Here is a 20,034-nt window from a genome sequence, read left to right on the forward strand (position 1 = left end):
GCCCGCCGCCACGTGCGGGCGATGCCGGCATCAACCGGTGGGCAGATGTGCCGAGGGCAACAAGCGCGCCTGACGCAACGCCGCCAGATCAGCCGAGCCGGTGCAGAAGCAGGCGACGGCCAACTGGCGGATGACGATCTCGAAATGCGCGACAACCGCCTCGGTGGATATCGTAGCTGCGCGCAGCACGCCGGCCGCCTGCCCGGCGATGTCCGCGCCCAGGCGGATGGCCTTGGCCACGTCGACGCCGTCGCGGATCCCGCCCGACGCGATCAGCTTCACCATTGGCAGCGCCCGACGTACCGCCTGCACGCTGGCCGGGGCCGGAATCCCCCAATCGGCGAACGCCATCGCCACTGCACGGTCGGCGGCATCGCGGGCGCGCTCGCCCTCCACCGCGGCCCAACTGGTGCCGCCGGCGCCGGCGACATCGATCACCGCCACGCCCGCGTCGACGAGCGCACAGGCCACCGAAGCGGACAGGCCCGACCCCACTTCCTTGGCCACGATCGGCACGCCCACGCTGCGCGCGGCGCGAGCGATCTGCGCCAGGACGCCGCGCCAGTCGCGGTCGCCCTCCGGTTGTACCGCTTCCTGCAGCGGATTGAGATGGACGATGAGTCCATCGGCCTCCAGCGCATCCACCGCCCGGCGCGCCAGGTCCAGGCCGTCGGCCTCGCACAGTTGCGCGGCACCGATATTGGCCAGCAAGGGAATGTCTGGGGCCAGGCGGCGCAGCGCGCGCGTCAGCCCCTGGGAGTTGCGGGATTGCAGGCTCACGCGCTGCGAACCGACGCACATGGCGATCCCCAAGGCTTGCGCTGCCTCGCTCAGATGCCGGTTGATGGCGTCGGCGCGTGGCATGCCGCCGGTCATGGAGCTGATCAGCAGCGGCGCGCGCATGGTCTTGCCCAGCAGCGAGGCGCGCAGGTCGATCTGCGTCAGGTCCAACTCGGGCAATGCGCAGTGTTCGAAACGGATGTACTCCCAGCCGGCGGCGACCGTGGCCGACGCCGTTCGCCGATCCAGCACGATGTCCAGATGGTCGTCCTTGCGCCGGCTCAGGGCGGTGTCGCTCACGCTCACTCCGTCCGTCGCATCGGGCGGCGGCGTTGCGTCGGATCGGACCGACGGCAGCGCGCGCACGCCCCCGCCTCCCGCGCGTTCAGGCCGGCGCACGCTGGCCTCCCCCCGCAGCGTCGCTGCGGTAGCGGCTGGTCGAGGTCTGGTAGTACTGCGCGCGGATGGCCGCCATGGCCTCGATCAACGGTCCCCACGGCGCGGGAAAGCGTTCTTCCGCCATCACCCGGTGCAGCATGCGCGTATGGCCGGCCAGTTCGTCGTTGAGGAACTCCACCACAGGCATAGCCGGATAGCGCTGCAGCAGCAGGATCGCCGCGTTGTCGGCCTCGCCGGCCGACCTGTCCTTTTCGCGTCCATGCAGATCGTTCTGCAAGCGCCCTATCGCGGAGATGAGCCGCAGGACCTGGCGAAACGCCGGACGCGCGCGCAGGGTCGCCATGTCCAGCCCCCACAGCAAGGACAGGCAACAGAACACGTTCGTGTAGGCGATCGAATCGATGCCGTTGTGCAGGTACTCGGCGTAGGACCAGCGTTCCGCCCGCGCCTGCGCGTGTCCGGCGCGCAGCGCCGCGCAGTAGCACCGGGTATCGTCGAGAAGCTGAGCATAGTCGCGACGATCGTAGGCGAGCGCGGCCAGCGAAGCGCGCAGCACAGCGCAGCCCTCGAATCCGGGGAGCGCGCACGGCACGCCCTGCCCCAGCGCCTGCTCCACCGCGGCGAGCTGCTCCGGCGCGATCAGGCCAAGGTCGTTGCAATCGTCGAGCCAGAACAGCAGCGACAGTTCGCGATAGAACGCCACGATCAGCGTTTCGTCCTGCGGATCGCGGCCGGTGCGGGCGCTGGTGTCGCGCAGGCTGGGGTGGATGCGCTGCAGGATGTACTGGCCGCCCCTGACCGCTTCCACGGCATGCTCGTCGGCGAACCCGGTCAGGGAACGCCCCCACTCCAGCACCTGCTGCAGCGCGCGTTCGGTCTGGATCATGGCGCCGCTCCTGCTCCCTCGGCCAGGACGCGCCGCCCCCAACGAAGGGCCAGCCACAACCCGGCGAGTTCGGCCACGCGCACCACCCGGGTGGGGCAATACAGTTCCTTGCCGATCCACAGCGGCGTCTGCGGCAATGCATGCGCCGCATGGCGGGCGAGCATCCACTCCAGCGCACGCGCCACCGCCTGCGCGATGCGCCGGCGCCCTGTCGGCTCTTCGCTCCCGTCCATCACGTGCAACGCGAACAGCGCATAGGCGGTTTCCTCGAATGTGGACGCGCGACCGGCGCCCCAGCCGCCGTCGTCGCGCTGCGCCTGCATGAGCGCCGCCAGCGCGCGCTCGTCGCGCCACTGGGGCTTGCCTTGCCCCAGCGCAGCGACCGCATGCGCGGTCGGATACAGCCACGAAACGTGCCATTTTTCGTTGTCCCATAGACCGTGCGGGTTGCGATTGGCCTCGACGTAGGCGCTGGTGCCGGCGGCGGGCTTTCCCAACAGTCGCAACGCATGCAGGGCATGGATGTTGGTCGACACCGAGGCATTGCGCTCGCCGGGGAAGGTGACGAACAGCTCGCCGATTTCGAAATGGCGCAACGCATCGACCGCCGGGTCGCGGCCTGCAAGGCGCAGGACGCACATCGCAACGGCGGTATCGTCCGCATCGGCCGCGAAGTGCAAGGCCGGGCCCAGACCGCGCACGCCCAGGCGGGCGTCGAGCTGCGCGACAATCACTTGCACCGCCTCGGCGAGCGCGGGATGCGCGAACAGCCCGGCCAGATGCAGGGTGTACAGCGACCAGCATGGCTCGAATACATTGATCGGCCAGACGTTGGGAAGGACACCTTCGATGCCGCTGCGCGTCGCCCGCGATGCCGCCTGCAGATACGCGTCGGCGCGTCCGACCTGGGCCGTGCTCCCCTGTGTCACGGCGTGCGCACGCCACGCGGCGGTGGCCGCCGGACTGATGCCGATGCTGCCGTCGTCATCCGGGCATGCGGTGGTCGGCGACGTCCCCCAGGCTTCCCAGGAGTGCAGCAACGGATGGCCGCTCGGCAACGTCGCCACCGCTCCCAGCTTGACCAGGCACGCTTGCCGCAACGGCAACAGCGCCGGGTGGCGCGGAAACGCCACGCCGCCCAGCAAGGATGCGGCCTCGCCGCACAACTGCGGCAGGATCAGCTCCGCGCCGATCGGAGCGTCTTCCGGCACCGCATGCGCGTAGGGATCGGGCTGGCGCTCGAGGAACCGGGTTGCAGCCTGGACTGCGTCGGCAGCGCCGGGAAGAGGATCCGCACGCTCCAATGCGAGCAACGCCGCCCAGGTGGGCGCATGGCGGAACAGTGGGAAATCCGCGCTTCCCCATCCGCCATCGGCCTGTTGCTGCGCGATGAGCCACGCGTACGCGTCCTGCCGACCGGTGACGTTGCCGTGGAACTGCAGAGCTCGCGCAGTGTCGTAGACGGACGGGCCGACGCTGCCGCCGTCGCTCATCTCGCTCAGCAGGTGGCGCAATTCGGAAAGGATCTGTTCGGACAGCGCGTTCACGCGGGATGTTCCTTCTGCAGAGGGTTAACGAGAACCAGGATCGAGCAGACGCCGCGCACGTCGTCGCCGGCTCGGGCACAGTGCAGCATGCACCGCTGCCGCCGGCCGATCGCAGCAGCACAGGGGCGACTCCATGCGGACGGGCGCGCTCATGCGTATGGCGCGGACAGATACACGTTGGCCCGCTGCAGCATCTGCGCCAACCGTTCCGCACGCGGCCCCAGCGGGACGATGGCCTCCCCGGCGTCGCGCAACAAATCCAGCGCGAACTGGCGCGCTGCCTGCAGCCCCATGATCGACGCGCAGGTCGGCTTCTGCGCCGCCGCGTCCTTACCGGGGGTCTTGCCCAGCGTCGCGGTATCCGCTGTCGCGTCGAGAATGTCGTCGATCACCTGCAACGCCAGCCCTAAACAGGCGGTGTAGCGATCGAGCGCACAGTACAGCGCAGCGTGCGCGGCCTCCTCCGCGATGGCGCATAGGGCGCCCATGCGAACGGACGCGCGCACTAGCGCTCCGCTCTTCATCCGGTGCATCTCCAGGATCCTATCCAGTTCGCCGTGCTTTCCGACCAGCGACAGATCCATGGCCTGCCCGCCTGCGGCACCCTCGGCTGACACGGCCTGCGCCAGTTCGCGCACGAGCGCGATACGGTTGTCGCCCGGCGCATCCAGGCTCGCCAGGGTCAGGAAGGCGTGCGCCTGCAGCGCATCGCCGACCAGGATCGCAGTGGCTTCGCCGAACTTTACGTGCACGGTCGGAAGGCCGCGGCGAAGCACGTCGTCGTCCATCGCGGGCAGGTCGTCGTGGACCAGGGTACAGGCGTGCATCATCTCGATGGCGGCGCCGACGTCGTCGAGCATGTGCGCCGGCGTGTCGGCCAGTGCGCCGGCAGCCAGACAGAGCAAGGCGCGGGTGCGCTTCCCGCCATGCAAGGTGGCGTAGCGCATCGCCGCCATCAGCTCGGTCTCACCGTCGTCTTCGGCGCAGAGAAGACGCGCCAGCGCCTGTTCGACCCGCTTTGCGCCGTCCTGCATCCAGATCTCCGGCAGCAGCCTGCCGGATGCGCCGCGCGCCTGCGCGCCCAATCCGCCGAGCGCGGAAACGCCAGTTCGGTCGTCGTGTAGCGTGGAACCGGTCTGCATGTTTTTCATGTCCTTGTACCTGACACGATATGGCCACGGCGGGCGCCAAACCGCCGCGGTGTTGCCGGCGTCGCACCGAGCGCGTGCGCTGAGTGCAGCAATACCGCGCCTCGCCGGCGCCGCTGCCTCGCCACACGGGACATGCGATGCCAGCTCATGAGAAGCCTATGCGGATCGCCATGGACGGATGTGCGGTCGGGTAATAGCGCCGGCCTTTTTCGACGCCGCTCAGCAACCGCGGCCGCACCCCGGCCTTGTGCATGGTCAGCGCCAAGGCGATGCAGAACTGCACCATTTCCAGCCATACCAAGTGGTAGCCGATGCAGACGTGTGGGCCGGTACCGAACTGCAGCATGTCCACCGGCCGGATCGGCTCCGTGCGTTGCAGCCACCGCGCCAGGCGGAACTGATCAGGCGCCTCGTGCAGCAGCGCCGAGGTCGAGAAATGCAGCAGCGGGATGCACAGATGGGTGCCCGCGGGAATGCGCCGTTGGCCGAGTTGCAATTCCTGCAGCGCGCGACGCGGCAGGAGCGTGGTCGCCGGATGCAGGCGCAGCGTCTCGCGGAATAGTGCCTCGGCGACCGGACACTGTGCCAGGTCCGCGTGCCGGATCGGCACCGCGCCCACGCGATGCGCCTCCTCGACCAGGGCGTCCCACAGCACAGGCTGCCGCGCCAGCTCGATCACCATCCAGGCCATCGTCGAGGCAGTGGTGTCGTGACCGGCAAGCAGCAGCAAGCGGATATTGGCGACCAGGACGTCGTCGGAGAGCGCATCGTCGCTGCGGTCGAAGGCGCTCACCATGTCGTTGATCAGCCCGGTGCGCGCGGCATGCGCGCGCGCGTCGCGGACGAACTGGCGCAACTGCGCGTCGATCCAGTCGCGGGCGGCGCGGCCGCGCCGCAAGGGGAGTCCGGGCAGGTCGACCGGTGGCGCGACGATCAACTGCAGCAGTTGCCGGTACTTGCGATGCCATCCCGGCAGGTCCTGCGCGGGGATTCCCATGAGGCTGAAGATGAGCTTGAGCATCAGGTCGCCGGTTTCGCGCAGGATGGTTACCTCGCCGCGGTCGCGCCACGCCTGCACCCGCGCCCGGATGACGGGCGCAAACAGGTCGCCGATGCCGGCCTGGGTCAGCCCCTTGGGCAGGAACGCCGCCTTGATCGCATCGCGCGCCTGCCGGTGCGCGCCGCCGTCCTGGGCGACCAACGTTCCGCCAAGCAATTCGGGCGCGATCTCTTCGATCAGCGCCGAGGACACGTCCTTGTGCCTGAGCAGTGCGAATGCATCCGGATCGACGCAGGTCATCAGATGTCCGGCAGGGCCGAAATCCAGCCAGAAGTGGCTGCCCAGCGTCCGTTCCGCGCGCCGCAGCAGGCGCGGCAGGTCGCAGACGATGGCGGGAAGATGCCCGACCAGGGGGAAAGCGCCGGGCATGACCGGGATGTCGTATCGCAGCCGGTGCCGACGGTTGAGCGGGTTGAGCAGCATGTCCATCAGCAGCGCGCCGCCGCGGCCGCTTCGGCGGTGTCGCCGGCAGGCCGCGCGGCGCAGCTGTTGCCACCGTCGGCGTACGTCGGCACATGCGCCAGCATGCCGCCGTCGATGCACACGACCTGGCCGGTGATGAACGCAGCATCGTCGGAGAGCAGGAACGCCACCAGCGCCGCCACGTCCTCGGGGCGGCCGACGCGCGGCAGGAGCTGGTGCCGGCGCAGATGCCGTTGCATGCACTCGTCCAGCTTGGCGAGGAGACGCTCGGTCATGACGAGACCCGGCGCAACCGCGTTGCAGCGGATCTGCGCATGACCGTACTGGGTGGCGAGCGACGCCGACAGCATGTTCATCGCCGCCTTCGACGCGGCGTAGGACGTCTGCGCGGTGTCACCGCTGAGCCCCTGGCACGACGACATGTTGACGATCGCGCCACCGCCGCGGGCGATCATCCGTGGGATGGCCTGCCGGCAGCAGAGCAGCGTGCCGCGCAGATTGGTCGCCATGGTCTGATCCCAGACCGCCAGGTCCAGCTCGAGGATCGCGCGGTCGCGCAGGGTCAAATGCATGGCGCTCGCGTTGTTCACCAGCAGGTCGACCCCACCAAAGTGCCGCTCCGCCGTCTCGAACAGCGCTGCCACCGCCTGCTCATCGGCGATGTCCATGGCCAGGGCAAGCGCGTGGCCCGCTTCAGCCGCGATCTGCGCGGTGCAAGCGATGGCCGCCGAGCCATCAATATCGGCCACCACCACTCTGCCGCCCCCGCGCGCGATGGCGAGGGCGCATGCCTTGCCGATGCCGGCGCCGGCGCCGGTCACCACGGCAACCTTGCCCTCAAACCGTCCCATCGTGTCCTCCCTGATTATGTTGGTCTTTCGCGGCATGCCGCCCGATGTCGCCGGAGAGGGCGCAGGATCGGCGCTGGCGCGCTCATCATGGCCAGCGTCGCTTTCGATGACCCGAATGGCGGCGACCGGGCACTGGTTGGCCGCAAGCCGCACGGCGGCGTGCAGCGCCTGCGGGACGGTCGCCACGCACACTTCGGCCACGCCGTCCGGTTCGCGCTGGCGAAAGGTGCCCGGCAGCGTCAGCACGCACTGCCCGGTAGTTCCGCACAGATCCTGATCGACCAGGACGCGCATCTCAGCCCTCCTGCCCATGCAGCCGCACCGGCAGCGCGCGGAACGTCCTAAGGAACGCGGAGGGCTCCCGGGTCGGCTGCTCAGCCAATGTCAGCGTGGGGAAGCGCGCCTGGATCCGCGGCAGGCTTTCGGCCAACTGCACCCGGGCCAGTTGCGCACCAAGGCAGAAGTGGATGCCGTGGCCGAAGGTCAGCATGATCTTCCCGTCGATCGACATGCCAGGACTGGTGCCGTAGAACCGCACGGGATCGAAGCGATCGGGATCGGCGAAGGCGTCCGGGTCGCGATTGCCGGCCGCGATCAGCACGCGCACGTCCGCGTTCTTCGGGATCACCACGCCGCCCAGTTCGATGTCGCGCTGGGCGATACGCGGAATGGAGCTGAACATGGCGGGCGCGTCGTAGCGCAGGGCTTCTTCGACGAAAGCCTTCACCCCCACGGCATCTCCCTTCAGCCAGTGCCGCTGTTCGGGATACGCCAGCATCGCCAGGACCGCATGGCCGATGGCCGCGGCAGTGGTGGCGAAGCCGCCCAGCAGCATGCCCCAGAGCATGCTGATCAATTCCGCATCCGACAGCGTCTCGGCATCGTCGTCGTGTGCGCCGACCAGCATTGACACGATGTCGTGGCGGGAATCGGTTCGCTTGCGCTGTATGAGGTCGCCGAAGTAGGCCTGCACCCTGGCGCTGGCCGCGTCCCCCGCGGCGAGTTGGGGATCGCTGGCGTGCGGGCTCAGGCCTTCCAGAATGGCGCTGATGCCGGTGATGAGCCCGAGAATGTCGTCCGGGGGCATGCCGAACAGTTCGCCGAAAACCAGCATGGGCAAGGCCAGCGCGAATTCCCGATGCAGGTCCACTGCCTCCCCGCGCTCCAGTGCGGGCGCCATGCCGTCCAGGCGCGCTGCGACAATGCGAGCGATGGTCGGCCTCAGCTTGTCGATCTGGCCGATTGTGAAATCGCGCGAGATCAGCCGGCGCAGACGCGTATGCGTCGGAGGTTCCTTCATCGCTAAAGTGGACGCCAGCAAACTTAGCGACAGGCTGGTCGCCGCACGCGGGAAATAGCGCGCCAGTTCGCCTGGTGCCGGCCCCCGAAAAGCATCGCCCGTGGCCTTGAGCGCCCAGTAGATGTCGGCGTGGCGGCTCAACAGAAAGAGGCCCGACGCCGCGCGATGCACCGGATCGTGCTCGCGCAACCACCGCATGAACGGATACGGGTCGTGGATGCACGCTGGCGACGCCAGTTCGGCGAAGGCGTCCCGGCATGTTGCCGTGGTTTCTTGCACGTCCATCTTGGTTACCTGTTGGCTGGCTGATCTGACCGGCGCGCGCCAGGCGCGCCTGCAATTGCGGAGAAGATCGCGATTCCCGGCAGCGTCCGCGCATCACCAGAGCACCGGGAACTCCTCGAACCCGCCAGTGATGATCTCCTTGCGCAACTTCAGTTCTTCGGGCGCCACGGCCAGGCGCAGCGCGGGAAAGCGCTGGAAGATCGAACCGAACACCACCTTGAGTTCCAGCCTGGCCAGCGCCAAGCCGATGCAGTAGTGCGGCCCGTAGGAGAACGCCAGGTGCGGGTTTTCGTCGCGTCCGATGTCGAAGATTTCCGGGTCGTCGAAATGGCGCGCATCGAACGACGTCGCCGGCAGGCCGACCAGCACCTTGCTCTCCGCGGGAATATGCACGCCCGCGATGGTCACGTCGGTCCTCGGATAGCGCATGATGCCGTCCCAACCCGCGCCCGGCGGGTACATGCGCAGGATTTCCTCCACCGCCTTGTCCACCAGAGATGGATCGCCGACCAAGCGTTCGCGCTGTTGCGGATGGCGGAACATGGCCAGCAGGCCGAATTCGATCTGCGCGACGGTGCTCTCGTGCCCCGCCACCAGCATTCCCGCCGCCAAGCCGATCGCCTCTTCCTCGGTCGCCTTGCCCTGGTCGACCGCCGCGAGCAGATCCGTCAGCAGGTTGTCGCCCGGATTCTGGCGCTTGTCCCGCATCTTGCCGCGAATGTAGGCGCGCAGTTCTTCCCAGGCCAGGCGCGACGCGCTGCGCGGGCCGCTTTCATGCTGGTGCGTCATCACCTCGTCGGACAGCCCGGCGAAAAAGGCGTGATCCTTGTAGAGCACGCCCATCAGCGCGCTGATGACCATGGCCGGAAGCGGAAAGGAGAGGTGGCGCCGCAGGTCGGCGGGCTGGGGCTGGGCCGCCAGTGTCTCGAACAACTGCGCGGCGATCGCCTCGACCTGCTGCTCGAGCAGCTTCACCCTGCGGTTGCTGAAGGCCGGCGCCACGATCGTGCGTAACCGGGCATGCTCGCCCCCCTGGTGCGAGACCAACCACCCCGGCGATCCGAGAATCACCGAATCCGGGGTGAATGCCGCCGGCGGCATTCCCGAGGGCCGGAACGCCGCGTCGGACAGCACCGCCTTGGCCTCGTCATAGCCTGTCACCCACCAGCCTTCGTGCCCGGACGGGAAGCGCACGCGGTGGATCGGACCGTTGGCGCCTAGCGCCAACATCTCGGGCGAGGGCTCGATGTGATCGACGCGCCACATCGGCAGCGTCGGCAAGGGTTGTTCGGACATGGTGGCACTTCACTCTCTAAACGATGGAAGGGCGGAAGGTGACCGGCAGGCGCTACGGCAGCGAATGACCTAAGGCATACAGATGACGTCCTCCGAAGGCCGGCCTGGTTATCAAGATCGGCCAACGTGTACTGTCTAGGCACATCGCGCGGCGAGATGCAGAACGTTATCCTGCACCTTCGAGGTCAGGATAAAGTCGGTGTGGTGGGCCTTTGACTCGCCGCCGGCCAAGATTTCCGCAAGGGTCGACAAGGGCGGCGCGCTGTTTGGTAAGGGCGGTTTCGCCGAGGGGCCCCTGCCCATAGACGCTATCCGACGCGGATTTGACATTTTGCTTTTCTTTCTTCGTTCCATTTCGTGTCATCCACAAAATGAAAGTCGGTCGGCGGCTCCCGGCCCGCAACGAAGGTGCTTCAAATCTCGTGCCAATTTGGCCGAAGCAGAAAAAAATTGTGGCAGCTTCTCAGCGGCCTAGCCTGAGGCCAGAGAAGAGCTAGGCGAAATAGGCCGGTGTCGCGGGCCAACAAAGGCGACGGAACAGTGTCGGACAGAACGCCTCGGGCGACCTTTAGGTCGGGCTTGCGACATTCTGGTCCAGTTTCGAACATAAGAGGGCGGCAAACATACACGATTGGGAATTCGATCCTCACGGCGCCAGGGCGCTTGCCCAAGAGCGCGCGCTCATGTTGCTGCGACAGGCGCGTGTTCGCGATAGCCGGGCCTGCGCACCCATGAACGCTAGCGGCACACGCTACGCAATGACTGGAGTGCCCGCCAGCCTCAGGTAGTGCATCGGCTCCGCTTCCGGTTCTTCTTTGCCCAGCCGGGGCTGAAGCGCCGAATATCCGCACCCTACAGCATCGTTGTTGCCTGTGTGACGAGGCGGTATAGCGCGCGCCCGATCTTCTAAGACACGGCCTCCGAGAAGAAGGGGGCGGTCCAACAGCACCTCTATTTGAAATGGCACGCCGCTTGCTGCTCCTGGTTAGAGCACCATCAAATCACGATGAAAGCGACTTGCACCATGCCCGACGCGCGAAGCTCTAGACAGTGGCCTGAGGAGACGATGCCCGTTCCCGCTGAACATCGGGACATCGTCTCCTCCGGAAGGCCGTTCTCGGTGGCCGCTTTGCGCATGGCTGGTCCGATGCCGGCACGCCAACACGGGCCGCTCGCGCAAATGCCGTTTATCGGTTCTGTTCAGCATGTGAGTGCCCAAGAGCCCCGTCAAAGGGTCACCCAAGCCAAGGCCGGCGGGTCACTGCCACATATCGACAACACGCTGAACCAGTCCAGTGACCCGAGTCTGCGTGAAGTGACATTTCATGCCCCCACATGCTTGCGATATTGGCTACTTCCGGCCGCTATCCCTTTTCCAAACGCACGATCGCGAGTGACCGATCCCGCTTCCGGCGCCATAGCCGTGGGAACCAAGCGGCTCGACGGTGTCCAGCTCGCTCAGATCGATTGCGTTCGGGTGGCCAAGACCAGCCGCCAAGACGTTCCTATACGTCGGGAGGGAAAAAGGAGGTTGCGAGCCGCGAGGTCCTCATTCCGTGCCGGGCATACGAGCCTTTGCTCGGTATTGCGCCAGCCTCTGCCAGAATTCAGCGCCAGTTTTCTTCGTTAGGAGCAACTTGATGACAGTTCAAAAGAAAGTTCCCTTCGTCACCTTTCTCACGCGTGTTCACGATAAGTCAGTCCAGGGGCCAAATCCATATCGCTGGCAAGAAAAGACATCTGACGACTACTTTGCCGGCAAGCGGGTCATCCTGTTCTCGCTGCCTGGCGCCTTCACGCCGACCTGCTCGACCTACCAATTGCCCCAGTTCGAAGAGCTCTATGATGAGTTTGAGAAGGAGGGAATTGACGCGATTTACTGCCTCTCAGTCAACGACGCCTTCGTCATGAATGCGTGGGGGAAGTCCTTGGGTCTGAAGCAGGTCGAGCTCATCCCCGATGGCTCAGGCGAGTTCACACGCAAAATGGGCATGCTGGTCGCCAAGGACAATCTCGGCTTCGGGATGCGCTCCTGGCGCTACGCCGCCCTGATCAACAATGGCGTGGTGGAGCATTGGTTCGAGGAGGAAGGTTTCTCCGACAACTGCGAGGCCGACCCCTATGGCGTCTCGTCCCCGCAAAACGTTCTCGAAACGCTGAAAGCCGCCGCATGACCTAGAATACGTCTCAGTGGTGCCATTGCCGGCCCCAAGAGGCTCCTCGACAGGATTTTCGCGCTCACCATGCAATCCTCAGCAAGCCTGCTTCAGCGCCAGAAGCAATCCATGGTCGCATCGCCTCAACTCATTGAGTCGATTCGCCTGCTGCAACTGGCGCATACTGAACTGCATCAGTTCGTGGAACGGGAAATCGAGAAGAACCCGCTTTTGGAATCTGCATCAAGCGATGGCGGGCCTTTTGACGACGTCTCGATTTCGGGAGCGGATCAGCCTGTCGGCCCTGGCGCAAACGCCGTTGAAGGACCGACCGGGGCAGGTTCGCCTGAACGGCTCGGGCAATGGAAATCACTTCGCAACACGACCAACAACCCGCCGGGCAATGGCCCTTCCCTCGACGAGTTTGCCACCCTCGCCGAAACATTGCACGACCATGTCGCTCGTCAGATCGCCCTCACTGCGTTCACACCACAGGAGCGGCTGATTGCTGGCCAGCTTGCCGCCGATCTGGAAGACACTGGCTATGTTCGGGCAAACCTTTTGGAGCTGGCCGAGAGCCTGAATGTCCGTGAGGCTGTTGTAGAACGGGTTCTCGGAACCTTGCAGCAATTTGATCCACCGGGAGTTTTTGCGAGAAGTCTCAGAGAATGCCTCGAGATCCAGTTGCGCCAGCGTAACCGGCTCGACCCGGCAATGGCAGCTTTGGTTGCCCATCTTGAAATGCTTGCGCGGCGCGATTTTGAGGCACTGAAGCAGCATTGCGGAGTCGATGAAGAAGACCTTCTCGACATGATGCATGAGATTCGGGCGCTCGATCCCAAGCCTGGGAACCGATTCCAATCCGGTGCGTCTGAATCAATCATACCCGACATCTGGGTCACGCCCTCACCGCAAGGGGGGTGGCAGATCGAACTCGATCCCGCCACACTGCCAAAGCTGCTGATCAACCAAAGCTACTATGCCGAAGTCTCGCGTCAAACTGCCCAAAGTGCGAAGGACAAAGCATTTCTCGACGAATGCTTGCAAAACGCGAACTGGCTAATCCGCAGCCTCGATCAGCGCGCCAAGACCATCGTTAAGGTTGCGGCTGAAATCGTGCGTCAGCAGGATGCCTTTTTGGAACATGGCGTCGCCCACCTGCGGCCTCTCAATCTCAGAACCGTCGCTGACGCGATCGGCGTGCACGAGTCGACGGTAAGCCGGGTGACCTCGAACAAGTACATGCTTACCCCGCGCGGCGTCTTTGAACTGAAGTATTTTTTCACCGTCGCAATCGCGTCCTGCCAAGGCGGCGATGCGCACTCCGCCGAAGCTGTCCGCCATCGGATCAAAGCGATGATTGCCGCAGAATCTCACGGTGACGTGCTTTCCGACGAGGACATCGCTGCCCGGCTGAAGGAAACCGGCATCGATGTTGCGCGCCGCACCGTCACAAAATATCGCGAAGCAATGAACATCCCCTCCTCCGTGCAACGCCGCCGGGAAATGCGCTTGTGTTTTTAGATTTGGGTCAAGGCAGCCAACATCAGGTTGCATTGCATCAAAGTGGAGACTTCGTTCATGACCCAATCCGCGGCAGGCGTTGTGGACGCTGTTCTGCACGACCCAGAAAAGCCCGACCAACCGTCTGGTCCCGCATGGGGTGCGGTCATTTCGCTTTCCTTGGGCATCTTCGGGCTGGTGACCGCAGAGTTTCTGCCTGTCAGCCTCCTCACGCCCCTCGCGCATGATCTCGGTGTCAGCGAGGGTGCGGCTGGACAGGCGATGACGGCGACCGCTATCGTCGGGGCGATCTCGGCGCCGACGCTGGCCATCATCACAAAGCGCCTGGACCGCAGGATCGTCATGTGGGCAATGACGCTGCTGCTGATCCTGTCGGACGTTCTGGCGGCCGGCGCGTGGTCGCTGGCAGTACTCCTGACGGCACGCGTCGTGCTCGGCATAGCGCTCGGAGGCTTCTGGTCGATGTCGGCAGCACTGGCGATGCGGCTCGTTCCAAGCCACCTCCTGCCGCGCGCCATGTCGATCATCCTCACCGGCGTTTCCGTCGCTACCGTTTGCGCAGCTCCAATCGGCGCTTATGTCGGCGATATCTGGGGATGGCGAAGCGCCTTCATGGTCGCCGCAGTCGTCGGCGCCGCTACACTGCTGGTGCAACTCATAACCATTCCGAGGCTGCCTCCGGTTGGAGTGGCTAGCTTCCGCAGCGCGCTGGATGTGGCCAAGATTCCGACGATCAAGGTCGCGCTTTTGGTCGTCCTGCTGGTCGCTTCCGGCCACTTCGCCGGCTTCACCTATATCCGCGCCTTCCTCGAGAAGGTTCCCGCGCTGGATGTCGAGACGATCTCGCTTGTGTTGCTTGCTTTTGGCATCGGCGGATTCTTCGGCAATTTGGCCGGCGGGCTGCTGGCCGAGTACAGTCTCAAGGCAGTCGCGGCCCTTGCACCGCTGCTCATAGCGATAGCCGCTGTTTCGCTGCTGACGGCGGGAGCATCGGCCTCGGCTTCGGCGGTTGCGGTTGCCGCGTGGGGCTTTGCCTTCGGCGCAGTGCCGGTGGGATTGCAGACGTGGATGGTGTGGCGCGCCGCTCCCGAGCAGGCCGAAAGCGCCGGTGTGCTGATGGTCGTAGCGTTCCAAGTGGCAATCGCAGGCGGCGCGATTTTCGGCGGACTATTGGTGGACAATGCCGGGATTACCAGTGCCATTGCCTACAGTGCTGTTGCCACGTTCCTCGCCGCCCTGACAGTGTTCCTGCTCGGCCCGAAGCGCGAAACCTAGACCGCCTGACAGAAGAGGCCTCAGCAGCGCAGCGGGACGAGAGATGCAATCGCATGCACGGCGCGGCGCGATCCTCCGCATGATTACGCATGGACCAGCGCAAGCGCCTCGCCGGCTTCACCTCCGGGCCATGGCGACCTTCGCCGCCAGACACGCGAACCTCGCCGGCACCGGTTTCCATTTGGCGACGATGAGCGCTGCGCGTATCCGAAGCGAGGCTGTTGCGTCACAGACGCCTGCAATGAAACGACAGAGGCCTGCTCGTGCCTAGGTAGCGGATGATCGCCCGCAGGGTTCACTCCGTCGAGGAAGTTGCGAGGTTCGACGTGGTCGCCTGCCAGCGTCTGGCACCGGCGCGCAAGCTCATCCTGGACCCGACCGGAGAACGCTTCCCGGAACTGCCTGATGGAGTCAGCAGCGCCCTCGGATTCGAGAAGCTCGTCGATCTCTGAAAGCCGGAAGACGCCCCGCTCGGGATCGGACACCTGATCGGCTCCATCGACGATCGCGGTCTCGATCTTCACCAGGAGAGGCCCCTGGTGTTCAACCACCCATTCCGGCGCTATCGCCGCCACCGCCAGCATCCTGAACCGCAGCCGGTCCGCTTCCTGAGGACGGTAGGAGCCGAGGCTACGTTTGATGTCCAGGATTAACCGAGAACAAACCAGCACAATGCCGCGGGAACTCCCGCTCCTAGCGCGAATGACCAATAAGCGTGAGATTCCGATGTACAATTTGCGGCCCGTCGCGAAAGAAGAGAGCGCCGGTTGGGCAGCAAGGTCCGCGAGGATGGCTGCCGTAGACGGCTCCGTCGTCAGTCTCCCAGCGACCGTTTTGATCGCCCGCCCGAGCGTCTTCACTCGTGAGAGTACGACGTTGATCTGGCGCAATCCAATGGCGCGTTGACTGTTTCTGTGCCTTCGAAGGCGGGCGGCTTCAGCAGTCGCTCATCCCATGTGTATGCGCCTATTTTTCTCAGGCCGAGGGCACGAAGCTCCCTATCACCGCGACGCACGTGCATCGTGCTCGCGGTTTTCATTGTCTTCGTGGATTTCTGTGGTGCAGCCATGTCCCTCCCCGTTGCTAGTAACGTTCTAGTTGCAATCTAGCAGGATCTGGACTCACGCCACGCACCGTACGGCAGCCGCAGCCAGACGTTCTACGTCCTGCCTACGGCGCTGTTGCGGCCAAAGGGACTGGAGTTCGCAGCCGTTCGGATCCCCTTCCTTTCAGAGGGTGAAATTCCCACCAACGGTGGCCCTATCTGCGGCGGTTGGTGCTGCCGACCGGCGAGAGACCCTTGAGCGGGAGCGTTCGCTGCTACATGTGGCCGCGAGGTGGCGAAAAGGACCATGCGGGTGTCATGGAGCGGTGCGCCATCGCAGACCCTCACCGCGGCACGGCAGGAGACGCAATGAACTGCCGCTTCTGCGGAACTTTCATGCCCTCACGCTACCAATCCGGTCGGCTCATTTGCGAAACGACGCCGATGTATGATCCCGCGCAATTTTCCCATATAGACGTCTTCTCTCGTGGTGGGGAGCCCAAGTGACAAACTCTTGTACTTGCGCCTACAATCAACGGCTAATTGTCGTTTGCCATTCGGTAGTGAAAGCAAAGGATCCAGGGTGAACCTTTCGACCGGACCTGCTTCAGGCGATATCGGGGCCAGGTGGCGGCCGCGTGGCGCTCGTGATTGGGGCCGGCTGCTCGATTGAGCCGCCTAGGCCCGATCACGGGCATCGTTTCGAGGGTGGCGGTAAGAGTACTCTTCGGAGAAGAACCAGCATCGCCGATCAGGACTGTCGGCTGGAGTATAGCAAGAGAACCGGGGGAATCGTGAACATCACATCAGGCATCAAGGCCGAGGCCCGCCCCGGCGGCGGGCAAATCGCATATTTCATCACGAAGGAATTCGATAAGTCCTTACACCGCGCCATTCAAACCGGGGGGCAAGGGAAGAACAGGGCAATCAAAGTCAAGGCAATTCTGAATAGCCTTGGAGAACCAGACCCTTTCCGATTCATTGGAATTTCCGTCACCAACCACGGCGAGAGCCGCATACGCAATTGCGTCAAATACGATCTCGGTGACGGCTGGCGACTTGTAACGCAGCAAACGGACAAGACCTGCGGATTTCTCTTCGTCGGCGACCACGCTGACACTGACCATTGGCTCGATGCTCACCGTGGTCAGCAGTTTGCCGTTAAGGACGGCAGAACGAAACTGGTTCCGGGATCGGGCCTCCAAATCGCACATGGGAGCGAGTTTCGCGCCGACCACCACGACAAGCCGCTCGTCGAGCGCCTCGACGCAGAAGCGATGGATCACGTGCTGGACGGCCTCCCGCGTAGCGTGGCGAGGAAGCTTGAGGCGCTCGACGCCCGCTCCACCACGGCCGAGCTCGAATCCCTGGTCGGCGAGATTCCCGGAGCGCAGAAGGCTGAACTCGCGCGGGCCGTCTTTAGTCTACTCCTCGCGGGTAACTATGACGGCGCACAGGCCCATGTCGATCTCAGTATGGGCCGGATCGGGCTCCTCGACGATGTCGGCGAATCCGAGATGCTCGAGGTGGCCGATGGGGAGGACATCCGTCGGCTGCGCATCGGGTCTCCCGAATACGAGGCCTGGCTGGCCGCATTTGACAAACGATCCAACTGGTACGAGTGGTTTCTCTATCTTCACCCCGAGCAGGAAAAGGTGGTAAAAGCCGACTACGTCGGTGTTTCCCAGCTTTCTGGCGTTTCGGGTTCGGGCAAGACCTGTGTAGCCGTTCGCCGTGCTATGCGCTTGGCGGAATCGTCGAATGCGAAGATTTTGTTGCTCACGCTGAACCGGAGTCTTGCCGGCCTGCTCGGACAGCTCGTCGATGCCGCCTGCACCGACGCTTTGGTGAGGGGCAGGATTGAAGTCACCTCATTTTTCCAATTGGCTCAGCGGCTTCTGCATATGTTCGAACCGCAGAATGACCGCCATTTCAGCGATGTGACCTGGAAGTCTGGCGAACATGTCGACGAGGTGTTCCGCGAGTATTACCGCCAGTGGACGAACAATGACGACGCGAAGATACTGATGCCGCTGCACAGATCGATGACTGCGCGCAACGTCAATGGCGAAGCCTATTTGCGTGAGGAATTCGACTGGATAAGAAGTGCCGTCGCACCGGATGGTCGCGCGACATATTTGGATCTAGAGCGAAAGGGTCGCAGGTTTCCGATCTTACCCGAACGCAGGCAGAGCCTGCTGGAGGGACTAGACGGCTGGGAGAGGAAGATGCGCGATGTAGGCGTCATCGACTATCTCGGTTTGACATCGGCATTGACGAAGCACCGGGACAAAATTGGGCCCCTCTACACGAACATCCTCGTTGACGAAGCACAGGACTTCGGCACCACTGAGCTTCGCATTATTCGACATCTCGTCAAAACCGGACCAAACGACATATTCCTGTGTGGCGACATCGCCCAAACCATACTGCCGAAGCACCGATCCCTTACCGATGCGGGTCTCGCCAGCATCACCCGCGAACGTATCCGGCAGAATTATAGAAACAGCCGAGAAATCCTCACGGCAGCTTATGACGTGCTGCGAAACAATCTTTACGAGGAAATGTTCAACAGTGAGGATCTGGAAATTCTGGACCCAAAGTTCGCGAACTTCAGCGGCGACGTTCCAATGGCGCTTGCGGCGGATACGCTGGAAGAGGAAATAGCCTATGCACGGACTTATGCCGCGTCGCGGTTGGAGCAAGGCGCCAAGACCGTGTGCGTCGCTTTTGCGGGGTTTTCCAGCCGGGACGTAAAGGGATTCGCAAAGAGTTGCGGCGTCACCGCGCTTGACGGCGCCTACGATCCCAGCTCGGATCGCCTCGTGTTTTGCGATCTGGAGCAGACGAAGGGTTACGAATTTGACACGCTGATCATTCTTCAGTGCCGTGACGGAATTTTGCCGCCGCACGATGCTCCTGAAGAGGAGGCGTATCGCACTTCTTGTAAACTCTATGTCGCGATGACCCGCGCCAAAAGAGAATTGATCCTTTCGTTCCACGGCGTCGCAAGTCCGTGGATTTCGGAGGTCACCAACACGATCGGCACGGCCATGTGGAGCGAGGTCGAAATCCTTAATCCCACTCTTGTTCAGGGGGTACCAGAGATTCTGCCGGAGTTTGAACCGGACAGGCATATAGGGGACTTCGGCAAGCTGACCGGACTTCAGTTCGTCTATACGGGCAATGCACTCGGTATCTCGCCCGAAGCCCAGGACAAGCTGATCGAGTTGGTCGATGGTCGAGGCATGCGGGCATCAGGTGGTGGTCGTCGTCTCAGGTGGCAGAACATGGGCGCCCTGATTACCGACCTCAACGAAAGCCGACTGCATGATCTGCAGTTCGGAGCCAATGTGGCGGGGGAATTGCGAAGACTCTCGATTGGATAGACGGGAATGAATCGTTACGCGGCCAGCTGTGTTTTAAGTGCGCAAGCCGTACTTGGCGCGTGTCTGATGGAAGAAGCAGGGGATGGTGGTGTTCCCGAAATCAACGGCGGCTTGAATCTCTCGTGGCGCCAGCTGCGCCACACTTTTTTAGATTCCTAGGCTGCCGGAGCTGACGTGCTCCCCTGAAATATCCTCGGTTTGAGGTTAGCCTGTTCCTCGGATGAGGAGACAGGCAATGAAGCGATCGAGATTTTCTGACGAACAGATCATCGGCATCTTGAAGGAACACCAGGCTGGGCTTTCGGCGACGGATCTGTGCCGCAAATACGGTGTGAGCGACGCGACCTTCTATAAGTGGCGCTCGAAGTATGGCGGCATGGATGTGTCGGAGGCGAAGCGGCTGAAGAGCCTTGAGGAGGAGAACGGCAAGCTGAAGCGTCTGCTGGCCGATGCCATGCTCGACGTCTCGACCTTGCGCGAGATGCTCGGAAAAAACTTCTAACGCCGGGTCGAGGAGGACTGCCGTGACCTGGGCGATCGAGAACAAGGGCTATTCGCAGCGTCGCGGGCTCGTCGGCATGGAGCCGCGGGTCTACCGCTACCGTCCGTCCCGACCGGATGATGCCGGTTTGCGCAAGCGGCTGCGGGATCTGGCCGCCGAACGCCG

The 20,034-nt window shown here is 63.9% G+C and carries 14 protein-coding genes and 2 pseudogenes; 6 read left to right on the forward strand and 10 right to left on the reverse strand.

Annotated elements, in window-relative coordinates; genetic code table 11:
* Positions 1–30: 30 nt before the first annotated feature.
* From fni to NKH17_RS31535, 9 genes and pseudogenes are all read right to left on the reverse strand, one after another.
* On the reverse strand, positions 31–1,086 hold the full coding sequence (fni, locus tag NKH17_RS31495; RefSeq protein WP_352973339.1) for a type 2 isopentenyl-diphosphate Delta-isomerase: 1,056 nt from the start codon (positions 1,084–1,086) through the stop codon (positions 31–33).
* A 79-nt stretch (positions 1,087–1,165) separates the two neighbouring features.
* The gene (locus NKH17_RS31500; protein WP_352973316.1) at positions 1,166–2,065 is read right to left on the reverse strand and encodes a terpene synthase family protein; all 900 of its coding nucleotides are present in this window, start codon (positions 2,063–2,065) and stop codon (positions 1,166–1,168) included.
* The gene (locus NKH17_RS31505) at positions 2,062–3,612 is read right to left on the reverse strand and encodes a hypothetical protein (RefSeq protein ID WP_352973318.1); all 1,551 of its coding nucleotides are present in this window, start codon (positions 3,610–3,612) and stop codon (positions 2,062–2,064) included. Before NKH17_RS31505 ends, NKH17_RS31500 begins: the two co-directional genes overlap by 4 nt.
* Positions 3,613–3,761: 149 nt before the next feature.
* Positions 3,762–4,754 (reverse strand): polyprenyl synthetase family protein, encoded by a 993-nt coding sequence (locus NKH17_RS31510; protein ID WP_352973341.1) that lies wholly within the window; start codon positions 4,752–4,754, stop codon positions 3,762–3,764.
* A gap of 154 nt (positions 4,755–4,908) precedes the next feature.
* Entirely contained in the window at positions 4,909–6,252 is a 1,344-nt protein-coding gene (locus NKH17_RS31515; RefSeq protein ID WP_352973320.1) for a cytochrome P450, read from the reverse strand.
* Positions 6,252–7,097, reverse strand: a complete 846-nt coding sequence (locus NKH17_RS31520) for an SDR family oxidoreductase (protein ID WP_352973322.1) — start codon at positions 7,095–7,097, stop codon at positions 6,252–6,254. Before NKH17_RS31520 ends, NKH17_RS31515 begins: the two co-directional genes overlap by 1 nt.
* Positions 7,084–7,391 (reverse strand): annotated as a pseudogene (locus NKH17_RS31525) (ferredoxin). Before NKH17_RS31525 ends, NKH17_RS31520 begins: the two are co-directional and overlap by 14 nt.
* A gap of 1 nt (position 7,392) precedes the next feature.
* Positions 7,393–8,682 (reverse strand): cytochrome P450, encoded by a 1,290-nt coding sequence (locus tag NKH17_RS31530; RefSeq protein ID WP_352973324.1) that lies wholly within the window; start codon positions 8,680–8,682, stop codon positions 7,393–7,395.
* A 93-nt stretch (positions 8,683–8,775) separates the two neighbouring features.
* Positions 8,776–9,978, reverse strand: a complete 1,203-nt coding sequence (locus NKH17_RS31535) for a cytochrome P450 (RefSeq protein ID WP_352973327.1) — start codon at positions 9,976–9,978, stop codon at positions 8,776–8,778.
* A 1,640-nt stretch (positions 9,979–11,618) separates the two neighbouring features.
* Between NKH17_RS31535 and NKH17_RS31540 the strand changes: the two genes are divergently transcribed.
* From NKH17_RS31540 to NKH17_RS31550, 3 genes are all read left to right on the forward strand, one after another.
* Entirely contained in the window at positions 11,619–12,152 is a 534-nt protein-coding gene (locus NKH17_RS31540) for a peroxiredoxin (protein ID WP_352456996.1), read from the forward strand.
* Between the two features lie 69 nt (positions 12,153–12,221).
* Positions 12,222–13,658 (forward strand): RNA polymerase factor sigma-54, encoded by a 1,437-nt coding sequence (gene rpoN, locus NKH17_RS31545; RefSeq protein ID WP_352973330.1) that lies wholly within the window; start codon positions 12,222–12,224, stop codon positions 13,656–13,658.
* A 57-nt stretch (positions 13,659–13,715) separates the two neighbouring features.
* Positions 13,716–14,933, forward strand: a complete 1,218-nt coding sequence (locus NKH17_RS31550) for an MFS transporter (protein WP_352973332.1) — start codon at positions 13,716–13,718, stop codon at positions 14,931–14,933.
* Between the two features lie 83 nt (positions 14,934–15,016).
* On the opposite strand, the gene NKH17_RS31555 is transcribed toward NKH17_RS31550, so the two are convergent.
* Positions 15,017–15,823 carry a hypothetical protein gene (locus NKH17_RS31555; RefSeq protein WP_352973334.1) on the reverse strand — a complete coding sequence of 269 codons (807 nt, stop codon included), beginning with the start codon at positions 15,821–15,823 and terminating at the stop codon, positions 15,017–15,019.
* Positions 15,824–16,772: 949 nt separating this feature from the next.
* Here NKH17_RS31555 and NKH17_RS31560 point away from each other — a divergent pair.
* The 3 genes and pseudogenes from NKH17_RS31560 to NKH17_RS31570 form a co-directional block, all read left to right on the forward strand.
* Positions 16,773–19,367 (forward strand): 3'-5' exonuclease, encoded by a 2,595-nt coding sequence (locus tag NKH17_RS31560; RefSeq protein ID WP_352973335.1) that lies wholly within the window; start codon positions 16,773–16,775, stop codon positions 19,365–19,367.
* 6 nt (positions 19,368–19,373) lie between these two features.
* Positions 19,374–19,526, forward strand: coding sequence for a hypothetical protein (locus NKH17_RS31565; protein ID WP_352833694.1), 153 nt, complete (start codon positions 19,374–19,376; stop codon positions 19,524–19,526).
* Positions 19,527–19,602: 76 nt separating this feature from the next.
* Positions 19,603–20,034: pseudogene (locus NKH17_RS31570) on the forward strand (transposase); the annotation flags it as partial.

The sequence above is a fragment of the Mesorhizobium sp. M1334 genome (assembly GCF_040317995.1).
GTDB lineage: Bacteria > Pseudomonadota > Alphaproteobacteria > Rhizobiales > Rhizobiaceae > Mesorhizobium.